A 19,420-nucleotide genomic window follows, 5' to 3' on the forward strand; every position below is an offset into this window, starting at 1 on the left:
TTAACATTGTATCAATATAACAATGTAACAATGAGATTCTTCGTTATACTCAGAATTACAATCTTGATTATTATTGGTAAACTGTTATATTGCTACATTGTTATATTAATTTATTTGGTTTCACTTACTCTTAAAATATCCCCGAAAACACCTCTTGCAGTAACCTGAGCTCCTGCTCCTGCTCCCATAATTACAATCGGGTTTTCACCATAGCTTTCTGTATAGATCTCAAAGATGGAGTCTGATCCTTTTAGCTGGCCTAAAGCTGAACTTGCAGGAACGGAAATCAATTTTACATCAAGTTCTCCTTTATCTTTCTGTAAATCTCCATGCAAATCTCCGACGTATCTCAAGACATGACCTTCTGCCTGGTTTTCTTTGATTTTCTGATATTCTTCATCAAGTTCATCCAATCTGGAAAGGAATTCTTGCTTAGAAACAGATAATAAGCTTTCAGGGACAAGATTTTGAATATTAATGTCATCAAACTCATTGATCAGATCTAATTCTCTTGCCAGAATCAATAGTTTTCTTGCCACGTCATTTCCTGATAAATCTTCTCTTGGATCTGGTTCAGTATACCCTTTTTCCAATGCTTCGTTAATGATCGTTGAAAATTTGTCATTTCTTAAAGAAAAATTATTGAAGACATAACTTAGCGTTCCTGAAAATACGCCTTTAATCCTTGTAATATTTTCTCCGGAAAGGTGTAATAATTTGATAGTATCAATTAACGGCAAGCCAGCTCCTACATTCGTTTCATATAAATAACGTCGGTTATTTTTGCTCAACGTATATCTTAGTTTGCGATACTCTTCAATAGGTAAAGTGTTGAAAATTTTATTGGAAGAAACAAGGTCAAAGCCGTTTTCAGCCAGCGTATGATAGTTTTTAACAAAGTCTTTGCTTGCTGTATTATCGACAACAATTAAGTTTTCCAGTTGATTTTCTTTTGAAAAGTTGATCAGCTCATCAACGCTGGAAGGGTTTTCTGCAACCAAAACCTCATCACCCCAATTATTGTCAAAACCTTTCTTATTGAAGGCAATTTTTTTGGAATTGGCTACAGCAACCACTTTTAGGTCTATCTTTTTCCGTCTTTTAATTTCATCTGAGGATTCCAATACCTGATCGATCAGGGTTTTCCCAACATTTCCATGTCCGATAATCGCCAGGTGAACAGTTTTAGGTTTTTTGTATATTTCAGATTCAATGATATTTTTTGCTTTTTCGTCCTGCGAGGAAGTCACTACAATATTGACTCTATTTTCACTGGCAATCTGGTTTAAAAGCAATGGAAAAACATTATTTCTGGCCAGTTCACCAAGAACTTTATTGTAATCTTCAGCTACAAAACCCAAAACAGAAACATTATTGATGCTGTAAATCTGGGATACTTTCCCCGATCTTCTTTCTGCTTCAAATTCTTCAATCAGGCATTTTACTGCATTTTCAGCATCATTTTCATGAACCAGGATTGAAATTCCGTTTTCAATGGCTTGTTGTGAGATTACTCCTACACTGATTCTTGCCAATGTAAGTGCTTTAAAAATTCGTCCGTCTACCCCGATTTCTCCAAGGAAATCTTCACCTTCGAATTTGATGATTGATCTGTTTTTTAAGAATTTTATTTCGTTAGCATTATTTCTCATCTTCTACAAAATATTTTTTATGATGTTATTTAATTGTTCGTATTCCATTAAGAAGGCATCGTGCCCATGTATTGATTGGATCTCATGATAGAAAACATTTTCTTTTTTTTCTTTCAGTTTTTCGAAGCACATTCGAATTTCTGAAGCAGGAAAAAACAGATCAGAATCTACAGAGATCATGTGCATTCGAGCCTCTATTTTTTCCAGTGCTTTCTCTTCCGCATTGATGTTCATCAGCAAATGATTCATCAGTTTATATGCTTTTAAACTAAACCTTTCGTTTAAAACATTCCCATGATAAACCAACCAATCTTCTGATTCTAACCTTTGCTTTTCCTGATTATATCGAGTTTGAAATCTATTGTTTAATGATTGTGGTGTCCTGTAACACAACATGGCATGAATTCTTGCTTTTTGTAGTGGATCATCATTGCTGTTCAATAGAAATTTCTGAACAAGGCATTGCGCATGAAGCCAATCGTGGGTTTTATAATCACATGCAATAGGAATAAAAATTTCTGCCAGTTCCGGCTTTTTAGTAAGCATTTCCCACCCAATTCCTCCACCAAGAGAACCTCCGATAATGGCATATACATTTTCTATGTTTAGAGCTTCAAGTCCTTTCAAAAAGACATTTGCAATATCCGAAGGAGTGAAATCTTCACATTCATCAATTAAAAAGTCATCATAGCCGTTCCCGGGAATATTGAAACACAGAACGGTGTATTTGTTCGTATCAATAACCTGGTTTTCTCCAATTAATTGTTTCCACCAGCCCCTGTTTCCTGAAACATTTGAATTTCCGGTTAAAGCATGGTTTACCAGAATGATTGGTGCTGTAAACAGGTCTTGCCCGAAAAGCTGATAGCTCAACGGGATATTGCATTCCTCTTTTTGGGAACTGGTTTGATACGAAAAATGAATATAGTTTAGTTCTGTTTTCAATTCTATTATATTTTATAACACAATTGAAAATGCCATGAGAAATGGCTGAAAAGAACTTCAGTGAGTTATCTGTCCAAAATGATTTTGGTAGAACGTAGCACCTTCATTGCTTGCGCAAAGGGTTGCTAAGGTTTCGCAGGGTCTATTCCCTCAACCTTTCTTGATAACATTTTCAATATTTTAATGAACGATGGGGCAAAGATAGTCTTTTTCTTTTACATTTTTAAGAAAAATTAATTTATTCTGAAAAAAGCCCATAAATACAAGATTTCCAAGGGCATGTTAAGAATTGTTCAGCACTTAAAAATTGGAATTATTTAGCAAAAAAACTACCTTCGTACTGAAAAAGGATGAGATATGATTGCTGAAAAACAAAGATTACAAGATACCAACTGGAAAAATTGGGGACCTTATGTAAGCAACAGACAATGGGGAAATGTGCGTGAAGATTATAGCCCCAATGGCAACGCATGGGGATTTGCCAATCATGACAATGCTGAAAGTTATACCTACAGATGGGGGGAAGAAGGTATTGCGGGAATTTCAGATACCAAACAACTTTTGTGCTTTGCTCTTTCGTTCTGGAATAAAAAAGACAAGATCGTTAAAGAACGTTTTTTCGGATTGAGCAATCCTCAGGGAAATCATGGGGAAGATATCAAAGAACTCTTCTACTATCTGGATAATACTCCAACTCATAGTTATATGAAGATGGTGTACAAATATCCTATCAATGAATTTCCCTACGATGACCTTATTGCCGAAAACGGAAGACGAAGCAAAAGGGAACCTGAGTATGAAATTTTTGATACGGGAATCTTCAACAATGATGAATATTTTGATATTTTTATTGAATATTGCAAAGCGGATACTGACGATATTTTAGTAAGAGTCAGCATTTATAACAGGAGCCAGAAGGATGCTCCTATTGTAGTAGCTCCGACATTATGGTTCAGAAACAATTGGAAGTGGGGATATAATAGATATCAGCCTTTTTTAAATGCTTCTCATGAAGGATGTATTGATATTCACCATGACAGTATTTCTATCAAAAAGCTGTATATCAGAAACGGCAATGCCAGAAGTGTTTTTTGTGACAATGAAACGAACACCCCAAAATTACATGGGACACTTTATTTTGGGAACACTTATTTCAAGGATGGAATTAATGACCATATTGTGTATGGAAGCAATACCATTAACCCCGAAAAAAAAGGGACAAAAGCTTCTTTTTTAATTGATGAAATCATTGAAGCCGGGCAATCCAAAACGTTTGAGCTTAGACTATCCCCTCATGAAACAGACGAACCCTTTGATCAGTTTGATGAGATTTTCAATACAAGAATAGCCGAAGCCAATGAATTTTATCATGAAGTTCAGCATGATGTAACCCACGATGATGAAAGAAATGTCCAGAGACAAGCTTTTGCGGGATTGCTTTGGAATAAACAGTTTTATCACTACAATGTAGGAAAATGGCTGAAAGGAGACCCTAATTTTGAGGCGCCCAGAAATTTTAATGACTATGTAAGGAATACGGAGTGGAACCACATGCACAATAAGGATATTATTTCCATGCCGGATAAATGGGAATATCCTTGGTATGCAACCTGGGATCTTGCATTCCATTGTGTTCCTTTTGCTATTATTGATGCTGAATTCGCCAAGGGACAGCTTCTTTTGCTGACAAAGGAATGGTATATGCATCCTAACGGGCAGCTCCCTGCTTACGAATGGAATCTGAGTGATGTAAATCCTCCTGTTCATGCATGGTCATGCTTCAGGGTTTTTAAAATTGACGAGAAACAAAACGGAAAACCGGATTTATTATTCCTTGAAAAGGTTTTTCAAAAATTACTTCTTAATTTCACCTGGTGGGTCAACCGAAAAGATAAGAACGGTAAAAATATTTTTGGAGGCGGTTTCCTTGGACTTGATAACATTGGTGCTTTTGACCGGAATATGATCCTAAAAGACGGACAATATCTTGAACAAGCAGACGGAACAAGCTGGATGGCCATGTACGCATTGAATATGATGAGAATTTCCATGGAGCTTGCCCAATACTATCAGGTATATGAAGATATGGCCATCAAGTTTTTTGAACACTATCTGTATATCGCTGAAGCTATGGAAAACCTGGGTGAAGGAACAAAAGGATTATGGAATGAGGAAGATGGGTTTTTCTATGATGTTCTTCAGCTTGGAAACGGAGATAGTGTTTCTTTAAGACTAAGAAGTATCGTGGGGCTGATCCCTATGTTTGCCGTAGAAATTATCGACCATCATTTACTGGAAAAAATGCCTAATTTCAGGGAAAGAATGGATTGGGTCTTAAAAAACAAACCGGAACTTACCAAACTTGTTTCTCACTGGGAAGAGGAAGGACAGGGAAGGAAACACCTGATGAGCATTTTGCGTAAAACTCGTCTCACTAAAGTCTTAAAAAGAATGCTTGATGAAAAAGAGTTCCTGAGTTCTTATGGGATACGCGCTATGTCTAAAGTATATGAAGAAAACCCTTTTATTTTCTCTGTTCACGGCAATGAAAATATAGTCTACTATACGCCTGCAGAAAGTGACAGCAGAATGTTTGGAGGTAACAGCAACTGGAGAGGGCCGATCTGGTTCCCTATTAATTTTCTGATCGTTGAGAGTTTACAACGCTTTCACTTTTATTATGGAAACAGTATGAAAGTGGAATTTCCGACAGGAAGCGGAGATAAGAAAAACCTGGATGAAGTAGCTCAAAATATCAGTCACAGGCTTTGTTCTATTTTCTTAAAAGATGAAAATGGGGAGAGAGCGTTTAACGGAGGGAATGGAAAATTCAATTATGATGAGTATTTTAAAGATTATATTACTTTTTATGAATATTTCCACGGGGATAACGGACGGGGCGTAGGAGCATCACATCAAACAGGGTGGACCGCCACTGTCGCTAAATTGATGAAACCGAGAATGACACTATAAATAAAGCCAGCTAAAAGCTGGCTTTATTTATATAACTCTATAAAATCAAAATAAATTATTTAATTACAAATACTCTCATAATTTTTAAAATTTCACCAACAATAATCTTATATTTTTCTCACAATGCAAAGTATAAGTTTTTCTTATTCGAGAAAAAATGAATATAATATTATTTAATGAAAGAAAACACAAAATAAATTCTATTTGTATTTAATTAGATTTGCAGCATTAATTAAAAACACAACATGAAAACATATTTATCATTTGCTTTCCTGCTCTTCTTATCAGGAATCACGACAAAATTATACCCGTCTCGATTATTCCATTAATTATATTTCGATAAATAACATTTAACCTGCTCAATTAGGGGTTAGGATTTATTGATTTATTTTAAACTAAACACAAAAAAATCATATTATGAAAACAAAATTATTTTTGTTCATCTTCCTAATAATGTCATTAGGAATACAAGCTCAGATTATTAATTTCCCTGATCCAAATTTTAAGGCCAAGCTATTGTCCTCTTCTCCTGCCAATACTGTTGCAAAGGATTTATCCGGAAATTATTTTGCCATTGATGCCAATGGAGATGGTGAAATTGATCAAAATGAAGCGCAAGCCGTAACGGAACTAAATATATCAAATGCCAATATATCTTCTTTGACTGGAATTTCAAATTTTCAGTTAATATATCTTAATTGCAGTAATAACCAGATTACGTCATTAGATCTTTCCACGTTGTATCTTTTCGGATTGGACTGCAGCCATAATCTGATTAGCTCCTTAGACCTTTCTTCATCACCGGAAATTGTAACTTTAGACTGTTCTTTTAACTCGCTAACAGATTTACAGCTAACCACCAACGGACAACTTGATGATATCAACTGCAGCCATAATCAAATTGCGACATTATCTCTTTCAACTTCTCAAGTATGGATGATGCCAAATCCGCGTAATATTGATTGTTCATATAATTCTCTAACATCTTTTTCACTTGCAAGTAATGTTATTTATGGTGATGTTAATTGCAGTCATAATCAGATAACCACATTAAGCGTTAAAAACAAGACAATGAGCTCATTAGATTGCAGCTATAACCTGATTTCATCTCTGGATTTCCAGGATGTAAAGCTGCAAAACCTATCTGTATTGAATGTCAGTAATAATCCCGGACTAACCAGTATCTGTAAAAATGAGGGTGATACATTACCAAGCACGGGTGCTGTCTCTCAAATGGTGTGTAATGGTGCTGTAATTGGCTTTGACCAAGGGTTTAAAAAGATTTTACTTTCTTCTAATCTTGATGCCTGTACTTATGGCTATTATAACTGGGTGGCTAAAGACATCAATAATAATTGCCTGGACCTTGATCCGGATCAGGATGGTGAAATGTTACAAATTGATTTGGATAAGGTAGCCTATCTTCAATTTTTCTATGATCCAACAAGTTCGACCAACCATAACTTTGTCACTACCAATGGCATCCAGCATCTGGTAAACTTGAAAGAAATCCATGGAGTTACCGGAGGAACATCATCTTATGCTACCGGTAGTTTGGGCAGTATCGTCATTGATGGCCACCAAAATCTTGAAACTATAGACCTTACCCAGTTTTATGTGAAATCCGTTGACATCAAAAATACTCCTAAACTTAAAAAGGTTCTTACAGGCACCAATCATAGTTATGCCGGCGGCGATGCCTTAGCTTATGAATTCAGCAATTGTCCTTTACTTGAAGAAGTATATGGAATGCAGTCAAAACTTACTGCCCTGACATTCCTGAACTGCCCTAATGTAAAGAATATAGACGTTACCGGAAACAGGTTGGCATCTTTTGATGCTTCCATGCTTCCTAATCTGGAAAACTTACACATAGGAAATTACAGAGCTTATACTTCCAGTCCTACCGAGACTGTAGATTATCCTAAAAATACAATGACCACTTTTGATATTTCAGGGCATACCAAACTGAAAAATTTCTCATGTACTAAAGGAGTATTAACGTCATTAAATATTCAAAACTGCCCTTTACTGGAAACGGTTAACTGCTCAGATAATGAACTTACATCATTACAGGTAAGTGGAACGAATATGACTATTCCCCTGCAGTATTATAATTTTAATAATGGAACGGCTAACTTATGTGCTAACAATAATAAATTAGAAAATCTTGATTTTAGCAATTCGAAAATCAATAGTATTACTATCAACAACAATCTTCTTAAGACCATACTATTAAAAAACGGTTTTACTGAAACCATCACATTTAATAATAACCCTAGCATTAAATTTATCTGCGTAGATCTACCGGAACTCAGCTCCATTCAGGCGCTTGTTAATCAATACGGATATACCAACACGTGTAATGTAAACTCATACTGCAGCTTCACTCCTGGAGGCAATTATAACACTATCACAGGAACCGTAAGGTTTGATGAAAATAATAACGGATGTGATGCCGGCGACGAAGTTTTTGAACATATGAAGCTGAAGATAAATGATGGAACAACTACAGGAGAAACTTTTGTAAAAAACAACGGGAAATATGATTTCTATGCGCTGGCAGGAAATTTCACCGTAACAGTAGAACCTGAAAATCCATCATTATTTACAGTAACACCTTCTATTTTCGTCATTAATTTTGCAGACGCCAACAATAATGTTTCCACGCAAAACATCTGTGTTACCCAAAACGGAAATGTGAAGGATTTGGAAGTTATATTTGCCCCTGTAACCGATGCAAGGCCTGGCTTTGATGCTGTTTATAAACTGATCTGGAGAAATAAAGGGAATACTACTCTTTCAGGAACTGTTACACTGGCTTTTGACAATACTAAAATGCTCTTTTTATCCTCCGTTTTGCCTTCTACCGTGAGCGGAAATCAGGTGACATTTAATTTTACGAATTTAAAACCTTATGCCAACACATCTTCTGAGCTTACTTTCAAAATAAATGCTCCTACAAACCCTACTAATCCGGTAAATATTGGAGACACTCTTAATTTTAGTGCAATCATCGACTCTCCGTCAGGAGAAAGTACTCCGGAAGATAATGAATTTGCTTTCAAACAAACCGTTGTAGGTTCTTTTGATCCTAATGATATTACCTGTCTTGAAGGAAGCCAGGTTCCATCGTCAATGATTGGAAAATATCTTCATTATATCGTTAATTTTGAGAATACGGGTACTGCTCCTGCCACAAATATTGTTGTGGAAATGAATGTGAATCCGGATGATTTTGATATTTCTTCTTTACAATTGCAGAATACTTCTCACAGCACCTATACGAAAGTAACAGGTAATAAAGTGGAATTTATCATGAAGGACATTAATCTTGCCGCTCTTGCCCATGGAAATGTAGCCTTAAAAATAAAATCCAACAATAATCTGATTACAGGCGACAGTGTGAGCAATCAGGCTAATATTTATTTTGATTATAATTTCCCGGTAGAAACGAATGAAGCCATTACCTTGATCAAGAATCCAACATTGCAAACCAATGATACAATAAGTAATAACTCAATCAATATCTACCCGAATCCTACCAAAGATGATGTAAATATCAGTACGGATGCAAAGATCAAATCGATTGAAGTATATGATGCACAGGGAAGAATCATTCAAAAGCATATGGGGATCAATTCTCAACATGCAAAAATTTCGATACGTAGCAATACTTCCGGACTATATATTTTCAAAATTATAACTGAAAAAGAAGTCGTCATGAAAAAAGTGATGAAAAATTAAACTAAAAACCTCTTTTTTAAGAGGTTTTTTATTTTATCTCTATTATCTATTTGATACGAGTGCCCACATCATTTCATAAAAGCAAATTACCCATAAAATTATAGATATTTATTAATATTTGATATTATTGATCAAATAGTATTGAATTATTTTTAATACATCACATAAATTAGCCTATAAACTAATTTTTACTGTATTATTATGAAACAAAAACTATTACCTACTTTATGCCTGGTATTATCCGGCATATTCACCAACCAAATCAATGCCCAGGAATATCAGTCGATCGCTATTTCAAGCGGATATTCTGCTGATGTTATTGCCAATGGTATCGGATCTTCCAGCTCATCTACCAACAATGATGTCGATGGAGTAAACTTTGCCTTTATATCCAAGGATTTCCAACTCACGTCTTCTAGTTCGTCACTTTCTTATGGTTTGCCTATCAATGGAATTATTAATTCTGCCGTTGCTACTACTCCAGGATTGAATTATCAGCTTGCGTCTTACAGTGGCAACAATTCATTAAGGCTTCTTAATGCCAATGATAACGGAACCCTTATGTTTGCAACTCCTATTCCTGCTTTAAACCTATATATGTTGGCAACAGGGGGAAGTGGAGCATGCACGGTAAATGTAGATGTTAATTTCCTGGATAATACTTCCCAAACCTTTACGGGAATTAGCATTTCTGATTGGTATGGAGGAAGTGGCTATGCCATCCAGGGAATCGGACGAATCAATATTACCAACGATGTTCTGGAATCAGGAGGCGGAACCAATCCCAGATTATATCAAATTCCATTAGCCATTAATGCCGCGAACCAGTCGAAACCTATCAAAAGTGTAACGGTAACAAAAACAGGGACCGGAGGCATACCTAATATTTTTGCTTTTTCTGCGGATGTATATTCTTCATGTCCAGCCCCGACCAATATTGCCTATACATCTAATGTGGATGGGGCTACTCTTACGTGGACTGCTCCTGCCTCTGCCCCTTCAGCGGGTTATGATTATTATTACAATTCTTCTCCTACTCCTCCCACGGCAACCACACCCCCCACAGGAAACGTATCCGGAACAAGTGTAACGATTGGAGGGCTCCCAACCGGACAGGCATACTATTTCTGGGTAAGGTCGAACTGTGGCACATCACAGGGCTTCTGGAAAATGAAAGAATTTACAACGGGACAAGTATCCGCAACTTATACTTCCGGAGATATTAATACTATGTATAGCAGTGGTACACCGGGTGTCACTTCTACCACAAACTGCCCCGCTACTCTTTCCATCAATGTTCCTTCAGGATACAAAATAAAATCCACTGCGGTATCTTATGCTATGAGTACAGTAGCGGACGGCTGGATGTCTGAACAAAACAGCTTACTGGTCTGTTCGACCTCCGGAACAAGCGAGTCTTCGGTATCCACGGGCTCCGGTAATACCGGCGGAACTTATTCCTATAACAGAACCGGCCTTACTATTGCTAATGCACTTTCAGGAACGGTGAATTTTGAGCTAAGGGCATGGAGGACTTATGGAGGTTCAGATTGTAGCGCTGATTATAATAAAGTAGATAATAACACATGGAAAATAACTGTTACATTAGAACCGGCAGCATTGGCCGTCAATGAAGTGGTAAAGGAAAAAGAGAGAATTGCTTTCCCGAACCCTTTCCATGAGACGCTGAATATCGAAAATACAGGCAATGTAAAGCGTATTTCGGTTACAGACTTTTCCGGAATTACTGTAAAAACGGTTGATAACCCAACTTCACAGCTTCATCTGGGAGATCTTAAAGACGGAATGTATATTCTGACATTAACGATGAAAGACGGCTCTGTGAAGAGCACAAAAATCATAAAAAGATAATAACTTTCAGTCATAAAAAAATCCGGATGAATCATTCGGATTTTTTTATTTATTTTTATTTAATCTACTTTTTCCCCGTTTACAAAAACTTCGTAACCGATTTCCACAGTGGGTTCAAGGGTCTTGGAAACTGAACAGTATTTTTCAAATGACAGTTGAGCTGCTTTCAATGCTTTTTTAGGATCTATGTTTCCTTCCAAAAGAAATTTCACTTTGACAGATTTAAAAGGTTTAGCATCTTCTACAGGAATTCTCTCTCCTTCTACTTCCGCTTTAAAATCTGTAATCTCCTGTCTCTGTTTTTTCAAAATAGAAACAACGTCTATTCCGCTACACCCGGCTACCGCCATCAAAACGCTTTCCATTGGTGACACCCCCTTTGCTCCGGGTTGGGAAGTATTATCCAAAAGGATGGAGTTTCCTTGGGAATTGGTGCATTCAAATAAAAAGTCGTCGTTGATTCTGTTTAATGTTATTTTCATTATTGAAATTTGGGTTTATTACGACGCTGAACAAAGTCAGGCGCCTATTGAGTAATTACTACTGCAAAATTATAAAATTCCTCTCGCTTTTATCTCTAAATATTTATTGATAACATCGATATTTAAATTTTCAGGAAGGGTATATACGGTGTAAATTCCATATTTACGAAGCTCCTGGATGATCAGTTTTTTTTCAAATTCAAATTTTTCTGCAATGATCTCATCATAGATTTCCTGCATACTTTCAGGATTTTTATGAATTAAGGTCTGAAGTTCCGCATTTTTGAAAAACACGACCACCAGCAAATGGTTTTTGGCAATACCGCGTAAATATTTCAACTGGCGGTTTAATCCGTCTAATGTTTCAAAATTGGTAAAAAGCAGAATCAGACTTCGCTGATTGATAGAATATTTTACATCCTGATACAACCGGTTAAAATCACTTTCAAAGAAATTGGTTTTGATATTATAAAGTGCTTCTGAAATCTTTTTAAGCTGCCCCGATTTATTGTCGGCCGCAATTTTGTTTTCTGTCTTTTTTGAGAACGTCATCATTCCTGCCCTGTCTCCTTTTTTCAAAATAATATGAGACAGTGCCATTGTTGCATTGATTGAATAATCCAGAAGGCTCAATCCGTTGAATGGCATTTTCATTGTTCTTCCCGTATCGATCAGCATAAAAATACGCTGAGACTTCTCATCCTGAAATTGATTGACCATCAAACGATTCATCTTTGATGTTGCTTTCCAGTTGATGGTTCTGATATCATCACCCGGAACATAATCTTTGATCTGCTCAAATTCCATCGTATGCCCAAGTTTTCTTATTTTTTTGATTCCGCCCAATAAGAACTCGCTCTGGAGAGCCATCAGTTCATATTTTCTCAGGTGAATGAAAGACGGATAAGACGGCAACATGGTATCTTTCTGAAAATTAAATCTTTTTGAAACAAAACCTATTGGTGATGACACATACACATTTAAACTTCCAAAATGATATTCTCCCCTTTCTTTAGGTTCTAATGTATATTGAAAGTAAGTATTTCTTCCCGGTTCAATCTGTTTATTGATAAAGAAATCTCTTTTCTGAAACTGGAAAGGAATTTCATCAATAACCCTGATATCAATTTTAAATGGATAATTGTTTTTAATATCTATCTTCACCGGGTTTTCATCTCCGTTGGATAATTTTTCAGGTAAGATCCTTTGGGCAAGAATTCCGTTTTTTTGATTAAAGATTAAAAGATAATCCACCATACCCGTAAGAAAAGTGAGTAATAAAGCAATATGGGCAACCCACATCAGAAAAGGAAAGAAAAATGCAAAAACATACAGTATCCCCACTCCGATGAGTGTGAAGAAAAAGCGGTTATTGATGTATAATTTTTTCATTTTTCAGATGTAATGTCTTTGATCTTCTATATATTTTTTTCTTTTAATAAAGTTTTTGTTGCAATTTTTGCTTCATCAACCAGATGGTTGTTATTCAAATTATTTTCTAACTCTTCAATTGATAGGTTTTGAAATTTATTCTTGAAAAATTGTATTTTTCTATTTCTATCTTCTTTTTTCTCCTCGTGCGTTTTATCTAAAAAACTTTCTTTCAGTTCATAATACCTTCTATATAAAACCAGAACAAACAAAATTCCAATTGGAAGATTTAGAAAACTAATATTTATTTTAAAAAAGGTAGAAAACTGAATAAGATTAAAAGATCCTAAAAATAATATTACCAATAAAATTATCAGGCTATAATCTTTAAATTTCAAATATAAAAGTGATGATAGCAACAAACCCATGATTCCAATAGAAAACAAAGGATTGAAATTACTTGGATTTACAATCAAAGAAACTGCAATATGTATCCAAAGTAAAATCATTGCAATTATTTCTATTTTTAATTTTTTCATGGGCGATAAGTTTTAAGAACTTTGATACATACCTAAGGCCTAAATCCTAATTCCTACTATCTATCTCGGTATCTCTATTCCTTCTAAAATCTGGCGGATGATTTCATCAGCAGTCAACCCTTCCATTTCTCTTTCAGGTGAAACGATAACTCTGTGTCTTAACACGGCATAACTTGCTTCTTTAATATCTTCCGGGGTCACAAAATCTCTTCCTCTTAATGCCGCAAAAGATTTTGAAGCCGTCAATAATGCTAAACTGGCTCTAGGCGAAGCTCCCAGATACAAAAATTGGTTTTCTCTGGTATTGACAATGATTTTTGCAATATATTCCATCAGCTGAGCTTCAACAATGATCTCTTTTACCAAATGCTGGTAATTTTTCAGTTGCTGGGCTGTGATCACTCGATTTACCACTGCTGTTTTATCTTCTACCTTGCTTTCATGCTGATTTTTGATAATGCTGATTTCCTGTTCAAGATTAGGATATTTCACATTGATCTTGAATAAGAAACGGTCCAACTGTGCTTCCGGAAGCCTATACGTTCCTTCATGTTCAATAGGATTTTGGGTTGCCACTACTAAAAATGGTTCTTCCATTTGATAGCGGGTTCCGTCCATTGTGATCTGTCTTTCTTCCATAACTTCAAACAATGCAGCCTGAGTTTTCGCCGGAGACCGGTTGATCTCATCAATCAAGATAAAGTTGGAAAAAATAGGTCCTTTTTTAAATTCAAATTCTGAATTCTTAACGCTGAAAACTGAGGTTCCCAAAATATCTGAAGGCATCAAATCCGGAGTAAACTGAATCCTGCTGAAGCCTACATCAATAGTTTTCGCCAATAGTTTTGCAGTAATCGTCTTGGCTACACCCGGGACTCCTTCAATCAGGACATGCCCATTGGATAATAGAGCAGCCAAAAGATGTTCTACCATATTTTCCTGTCCTACAATTACTTTGGCAATTTCGGACTTTACTTTTTCTAAGCTTGCACGAAGTTCAATCAAGTCGATCCTGGATTCAAATTCGCTTTCTTTTTTATCAAGATTTATAGAACTTTGATTTTCTAAATTCTCAAAATTTTCAAGGTTTTCCATAAATTGTATCTTTTTGTTCCGGCTCTACACCGGTAATTCACGTTATATTTACTAAACAGAAATCTGTTATCTTTTATTTTAAAATCTCATCCAACAGCTGATTCATCCTCGTAAGGTCTTCTTTCATAACAGCAGCATAAGGATCCTGTCCTTTTTTGATTAAGCTTACCGCTTCATTAATCATTTCTATTGTTTTACCTGTTTTTAAATGAAGTTTATTGGCAAATTCTTCATCTAAACTCCGGGTATCTATAAGAAGGTCTATTCTTACCTTATTTAAGAAATATTGCGCCTTTTTGGCCATCATATCATGGAAATCTCCTTCCTGAAGATATAAGTTCCCAATACTTTTTACAAAATCCACAGAAGTATTTTTCAGAGGTTCAATCACAGGGACAATTCGCTGCTTTCTTTTGGCATTGAAGAAAACAAACAATACCAATCCGCCCAAAAATACCCACCATGCATATTTCAGTGCAGGTTTTGAAAGAATAAACCTCATGAAAAACTGTGAAACTTTAGTATTGCTTTCCACAAACCATACTGTTTCCCTGTCATTAAGATACGAAAAAACATCCTGCGTATATTTTACATTTCCGTTTCTAAGAAGATAATAGTTTGTAAGGAAAAGGGGTTCACTGTGCACATACATATTTCCCTTTCCAATTTTAGCTTTAATAAAATTGACATGGGTTGCACTATCATTTTCTATTGCTTTTCCAAGAATCTCAACTTCAGGTTTGATAAAAGTGAATCCTTTTCCGGAAGGAAACTTATCCAGTTTAATGAAGTCATTCTGGTATTTTTTATCCGTTAATTTCAAAACATTTTGCTCCCCGAAAGACATCTGTGAACTAAAAAAGCCTATACTATCCGATATTTTTTTAGGAATATAGGTTGTTATTACCATCGCGTCAGAGCCTTTGGAAACCTGATCTAAAATCGTATTCCATGATTCTTCATCCATATCACTCTCCACAACTAAAATATTATGCAAACCCTTTTTATACTGATTGTAATAATTATAAGGGCTCTGATCGGTTTTCTTAAGATTATTTTTAAACAGGTATTTCGCTTCTTCATTGAATACGAATAATCCGAATGGTGATTTTTCATTGACATCGAAATTTTTACGCCAGTCGGTCACTTCTTTTTTATTCACTTCAAACAATGCCATGATCACCATGATAATGATGAAAATGATAGCATATATTTTGAAATTTTTGTTCATTGTCAGGACAATTTACGGTTTGAAAGATTGATATTGATTTTTAAATTTCAAATAAGCCTGCTCATCAATATTGAACTCCCCATACCAAACATAATCGAATATATAAGATAAATTGAAAAAATCATCCTTTAATGGAGTTTGCTTTAATTCTGCAATATAATCTTTATTGGTTTTTTCGGGATTCCAGTTGATTCGTTTTTTATCACTCAGTTTTTTCAGGATAAACAGAAACTGATAACGAATTGCCGAACGATAATCACCCGATCTCTCGAACTGGGCAATACTTTCCGGAAAATTGATTTCATGGATATTCTCATGAAGTTCTTCCTCGTTGATAGTAATTTTTTTATTCTTTTTACCAAAAATAAAATTGCCGTCTTTCCCCAGAAGATATTTCACGATAAAATAGAGCAAAAATCCAACAAGGACAATCGCAAAAAGACGAATCAGGATTCCTGTTGTTTTTTCTGATTTGGTGAAAATTGTATCCCCGAAAATACTTTGAAGTATTTTGGCAATTTTTCTCTTAAGTTTTTCCAAGAAAGATTCTCTTGGCTTTGAAGTAGAATAATCAAATTCTTTTCCTTTATATCTTGCCGGAAGGTTTTCCTTGAAATTTTTCGGATAAACCGTATTTTCTGAAATTGGTTTTTGTTTAAGAATAGAATCTGCAGGATACATATTTTTATAATACCCTTCATCCAATGAATCCATTATATATTCTTCCACCTCCGGAGCAGGGTCGTTTTGAGCTTTCACTGATCCAAAGGAGAAAAAAAACAGTAAGAAAACAAGAAGCAGTTTATTCATTAATCCCAATAGTTTCTATTTCGGCGAGTTCCACTTTCTGATGAAGGTCTGTCCTGCTGTCATAATACATAAGTCCGGAATTCACATACATTAGATTTGAAAGAAAAAGAGAAACCAGTATAGAAATCCCATACATTACAAAGAAAAATATCCCGGCTGCCCCTTCAAAAGGATTCTGCTCAAAATTCCCGTCCGGAGTCGTAGTGAGGAGGGAACCATACACAAAAAACATAGGAATAGAGGTAAAAATACTGGAAATGATATACATAATGATGAAAATAATGAGGGTTGCACCCCAATATTTCCAAAACGGAGATTTTTCCCTTCCGTTAGGATAAGAAAACTGTGCTCTTATGGAATAGCTCAGGCTTTCAAAAAAACCTCTTTTTGTATTAAAAAAATCATACATCAGAAATGTAGACACATTAAACATTGCCGGATAAAGGAGTATAATCAGGAAGAAGCCTATCACAATCATCATCAGTGCTGTAGAAACACCCAACATCAGAATGGCCAAAGGAGTTACAATAAACATCATTCCCAGGCAAAGTATGGCAATTCTGCCCATATTACTTTTAAAATCATTCAGAATATCATCTGTTTTTATTTTTACCTCACCCTGAGCAAGTCTTTTTAAATAAAAGACAGGGTACAGATAATTAATGATCATCAGAAGGACGAAAAGCAGAAACATAACTATTCCAACACCAATAAACATCGCCATATTGTCTTGAAAGTATCTTTCAAAATAATAGCTTTGTCCGCTCATATTGGATCCGAAAGCCTGCGAAAAAAGTTCTCTGTATCCGAATATGCAGACCACTACCATCAGAATTAGCAACAATCCGTTAATTAATATATAATTCCTGAAATAATTTTTCCCGTGTAATTTGAAAAAATTAAAACTGTCACTTATGAAAGTGCCAAAATCTCTTTTCTTATAAAACTGCATCGTTAATTTGGTTATTTATTTTTTTATGAACAATGGAAGGATACACAAAGTAGTAAAACCCTATGATAGCCAACGATCCAAAGATAATGACAAGATTCAGGATCAAAGGCATTTTCAGAGCATGCCTTGTGACATATCCTTCAATGATTCCCGCACAAACTGTAAAGGGAATCGTACTTAAAAATATTTTAAAAGAATCTTTAAATCCCATTTTAAAAGAATTAAATCTGGAAAAGGTTCTGGGAAACAAAATAGATGCCCCCAAGATCAAGCCGCACATCGCCTCCACTACCATTGAAAAAATCTCAAAAACGCCATGAAGCCAGATTCCTCTTGCACTGTCTTTCAATGCACCGTAATCGTAAAAAAAATATTGAAAGGAGCCCAGCATCACACTGTTGGAAAGCAATGCATACAATGTACCTATTCCCGCAAAAATCCCATAGAGATACAGTTTGGCCCCGACTCCGATATTATTGAAAATAATTCCTATGGTACTTCCCCATGTTGAACCTTTCTGATAAACTCCGACCGCATTACCTTTTTTGATGTTTTCAATGGTTTCGTTTACATAGCCTTCACCCAGGATAATGGTAGCAAACTCTTTATCATAGATGGCAGAAAGCACTCCTATTAAAGTAAATAAGGTAAAAAAGAGAAAGGCATATAACAAATATCTTCTGTATTGATATACCAATAAAGGGACTTCCGTTTTGAAGAAATACAGAATCCTGTTTTCTTCCACTCTTTTTGTTTTATAAATTTTCTGAAATATTTGTGACGACAGGTGATTCAGATAAACCGTTGTATTACTTTTTGGGTAATAAGTCTGTGCAAAAGAAAGGTCATTGATGAGATTAATATACAGTGAAGACAGGTCATCCGGATTTTTTTTAATTTTCCCTTGAATAACCTGTTCAATTCCCAGCCATTTTTCTTTATTTTGTTTTATAAAATAAACTTCTCTCATAATCTATAGGCTAAAATAATAAAAATTATGTCTCAAATTGCGATTAATACTTCACAAAATGTAAATATTAATTTTAACATTGCCAGTGTTGGAGAAAGGATGCTTGCTTTCATCATAGATCTCCTGATCAAGGTGGCCTACGTGATTCTTGTATTTTATTTATTCTTCAATGTTTTTGATTTGGGTTATATTATAGCCGGGATGGATCAATGGTCTGTTATTGCGGTCTATATCGCAATTACCTTTCCTGTCTATATTTATCCTGTTGTCTTGGAAAGCTTAATGGAAGGACAAACTCCGGGTAAAAAAGTGATGAAGATCCGGGTGGTAAAAATAGATGGTTATCAGGCCAGTTTCGGGGATTACATGATCCGTTGGGTTTTCAGGCTGATTGACACCTCTTTTGGTGGAGTGGTCGGCTTAATTTCTATGATCGTTTCTAAAAACAATCAGCGTCTGGGTGATATTGCTTCAGGAACGGCTGTCATTTCTTTGAAGAACAGTATTAATATTTCACATACTATTTTAGAGAATATTCATGAAGATTATATTCCATCATTTCCTCAGGTGATCGCTTTAAGCGATAATGATATGAGAATCATCAAAGACAATTATACCAAAGCATTACGGGTGGATGACAGAGAGATTATCAGCAGGCTTTCTGATAAGATCAAGGGCCTTTTAAAGCTTGATATTGATCCTACCAAAATGACGGAAAGGCAATTTATCAATATCATTATTAAAGATTACAACTACTACACAGGAAAAGACAGTTAATAAT

At 35.4% G+C, this 19,420-nt stretch carries 14 protein-coding genes and 1 riboswitch; of the genes, 4 read left to right on the forward strand and 10 right to left on the reverse strand.

The window, feature by feature from the left end:
* Window positions 1-110: 110 nt before the first annotated feature.
* The gene (locus tag BCF58_RS17700; protein ID WP_228434798.1) at window positions 111-1,652 is read right to left on the reverse strand and encodes an ACT domain-containing protein; all 1,542 of its coding nucleotides are present in this window, start codon (window positions 1,650-1,652) and stop codon (window positions 111-113) included.
* Between the two features lie 3 nt (window positions 1,653-1,655).
* Complete coding sequence (locus BCF58_RS17705) at window positions 1,656-2,597, reverse strand: alpha/beta fold hydrolase (RefSeq protein ID WP_228434799.1); 942 nt, start codon at window positions 2,595-2,597, stop codon at window positions 1,656-1,658.
* A gap of 62 nt (window positions 2,598-2,659) precedes the next feature.
* A riboswitch (SAM riboswitch) is annotated at window positions 2,660-2,767 on the reverse strand.
* A 187-nt stretch (window positions 2,768-2,954) separates the two neighbouring features.
* Here BCF58_RS17705 and BCF58_RS12495 point away from each other — a divergent pair.
* The 3 genes from BCF58_RS12495 (at window position 2,955) to BCF58_RS12505 (ending at window position 11,189) form a co-directional block, all read left to right on the forward strand.
* Window positions 2,955-5,570, forward strand: a complete 2,616-nt coding sequence (locus BCF58_RS12495) for an MGH1-like glycoside hydrolase domain-containing protein (protein WP_121462167.1) — start codon at window positions 2,955-2,957, stop codon at window positions 5,568-5,570.
* Between the two features lie 417 nt (window positions 5,571-5,987).
* Window positions 5,988-9,317, forward strand: a complete 3,330-nt coding sequence (locus BCF58_RS12500) for a T9SS type A sorting domain-containing protein (RefSeq protein WP_121462168.1) — start codon at window positions 5,988-5,990, stop codon at window positions 9,315-9,317.
* 201 nt (window positions 9,318-9,518) lie between these two features.
* On the forward strand, window positions 9,519-11,189 hold the full coding sequence (locus tag BCF58_RS12505; RefSeq protein WP_121462169.1) for a T9SS type A sorting domain-containing protein: 1,671 nt from the start codon (window positions 9,519-9,521) through the stop codon (window positions 11,187-11,189).
* Between the two features lie 59 nt (window positions 11,190-11,248).
* Here BCF58_RS12505 and BCF58_RS12510 read toward each other — a convergent pair whose 3' ends face one another.
* The 8 genes from BCF58_RS12510 to BCF58_RS12545 all read right to left on the reverse strand — a co-directional run bounded on the left by BCF58_RS12510 (window position 11,249) and on the right by BCF58_RS12545 (window position 18,639).
* Window positions 11,249-11,671 (reverse strand): OsmC family protein, encoded by a 423-nt coding sequence (locus BCF58_RS12510; protein WP_121462170.1) that lies wholly within the window; start codon window positions 11,669-11,671, stop codon window positions 11,249-11,251.
* 69 nt (window positions 11,672-11,740) lie between these two features.
* Window positions 11,741-13,063 (reverse strand): DUF58 domain-containing protein, encoded by a 1,323-nt coding sequence (locus tag BCF58_RS12515; RefSeq protein ID WP_121462171.1) that lies wholly within the window; start codon window positions 13,061-13,063, stop codon window positions 11,741-11,743.
* Between the two features lie 26 nt (window positions 13,064-13,089).
* Window positions 13,090-13,581 (reverse strand): hypothetical protein, encoded by a 492-nt coding sequence (locus tag BCF58_RS12520; RefSeq protein WP_121462172.1) that lies wholly within the window; start codon window positions 13,579-13,581, stop codon window positions 13,090-13,092.
* Between the two features lie 60 nt (window positions 13,582-13,641).
* Window positions 13,642-14,676, reverse strand: a complete 1,035-nt coding sequence (locus BCF58_RS12525; RefSeq protein ID WP_121462173.1) for an AAA family ATPase — start codon at window positions 14,674-14,676, stop codon at window positions 13,642-13,644.
* A gap of 73 nt (window positions 14,677-14,749) precedes the next feature.
* On the reverse strand, window positions 14,750-15,907 hold the full coding sequence (locus BCF58_RS12530; protein WP_121462174.1) for a hypothetical protein: 1,158 nt from the start codon (window positions 15,905-15,907) through the stop codon (window positions 14,750-14,752).
* Between the two features lie 12 nt (window positions 15,908-15,919).
* Window positions 15,920-16,717, reverse strand: a complete 798-nt coding sequence (locus tag BCF58_RS12535) for a DUF4129 domain-containing protein (RefSeq protein ID WP_121462175.1) — start codon at window positions 16,715-16,717, stop codon at window positions 15,920-15,922.
* Entirely contained in the window at window positions 16,710-17,561 is an 852-nt protein-coding gene (locus BCF58_RS12540) for a DUF4013 domain-containing protein (RefSeq protein ID WP_228434800.1), read from the reverse strand. Before BCF58_RS12540 ends, BCF58_RS12535 begins: the two co-directional genes overlap by 8 nt.
* Window positions 17,562-17,655: 94 nt before the next feature.
* Window positions 17,656-18,639 carry a stage II sporulation protein M gene (locus tag BCF58_RS12545; RefSeq protein ID WP_121462177.1) on the reverse strand — a complete coding sequence of 328 codons (984 nt, stop codon included), beginning with the start codon at window positions 18,637-18,639 and terminating at the stop codon, window positions 17,656-17,658.
* A 27-nt stretch (window positions 18,640-18,666) separates the two neighbouring features.
* Between BCF58_RS12545 and BCF58_RS12550 the strand changes: the two genes are divergently transcribed.
* The gene (locus tag BCF58_RS12550) at window positions 18,667-19,416 is read left to right on the forward strand and encodes an RDD family protein (RefSeq protein ID WP_121462178.1); all 750 of its coding nucleotides are present in this window, start codon (window positions 18,667-18,669) and stop codon (window positions 19,414-19,416) included.
* Window positions 19,417-19,420 lie beyond the last annotated feature (4 nt).

The sequence above is a fragment of the Chryseobacterium defluvii genome, assembly GCF_003634775.1.
Lineage (GTDB): Bacteria > Bacteroidota > Bacteroidia > Flavobacteriales > Weeksellaceae > Chryseobacterium > Chryseobacterium defluvii.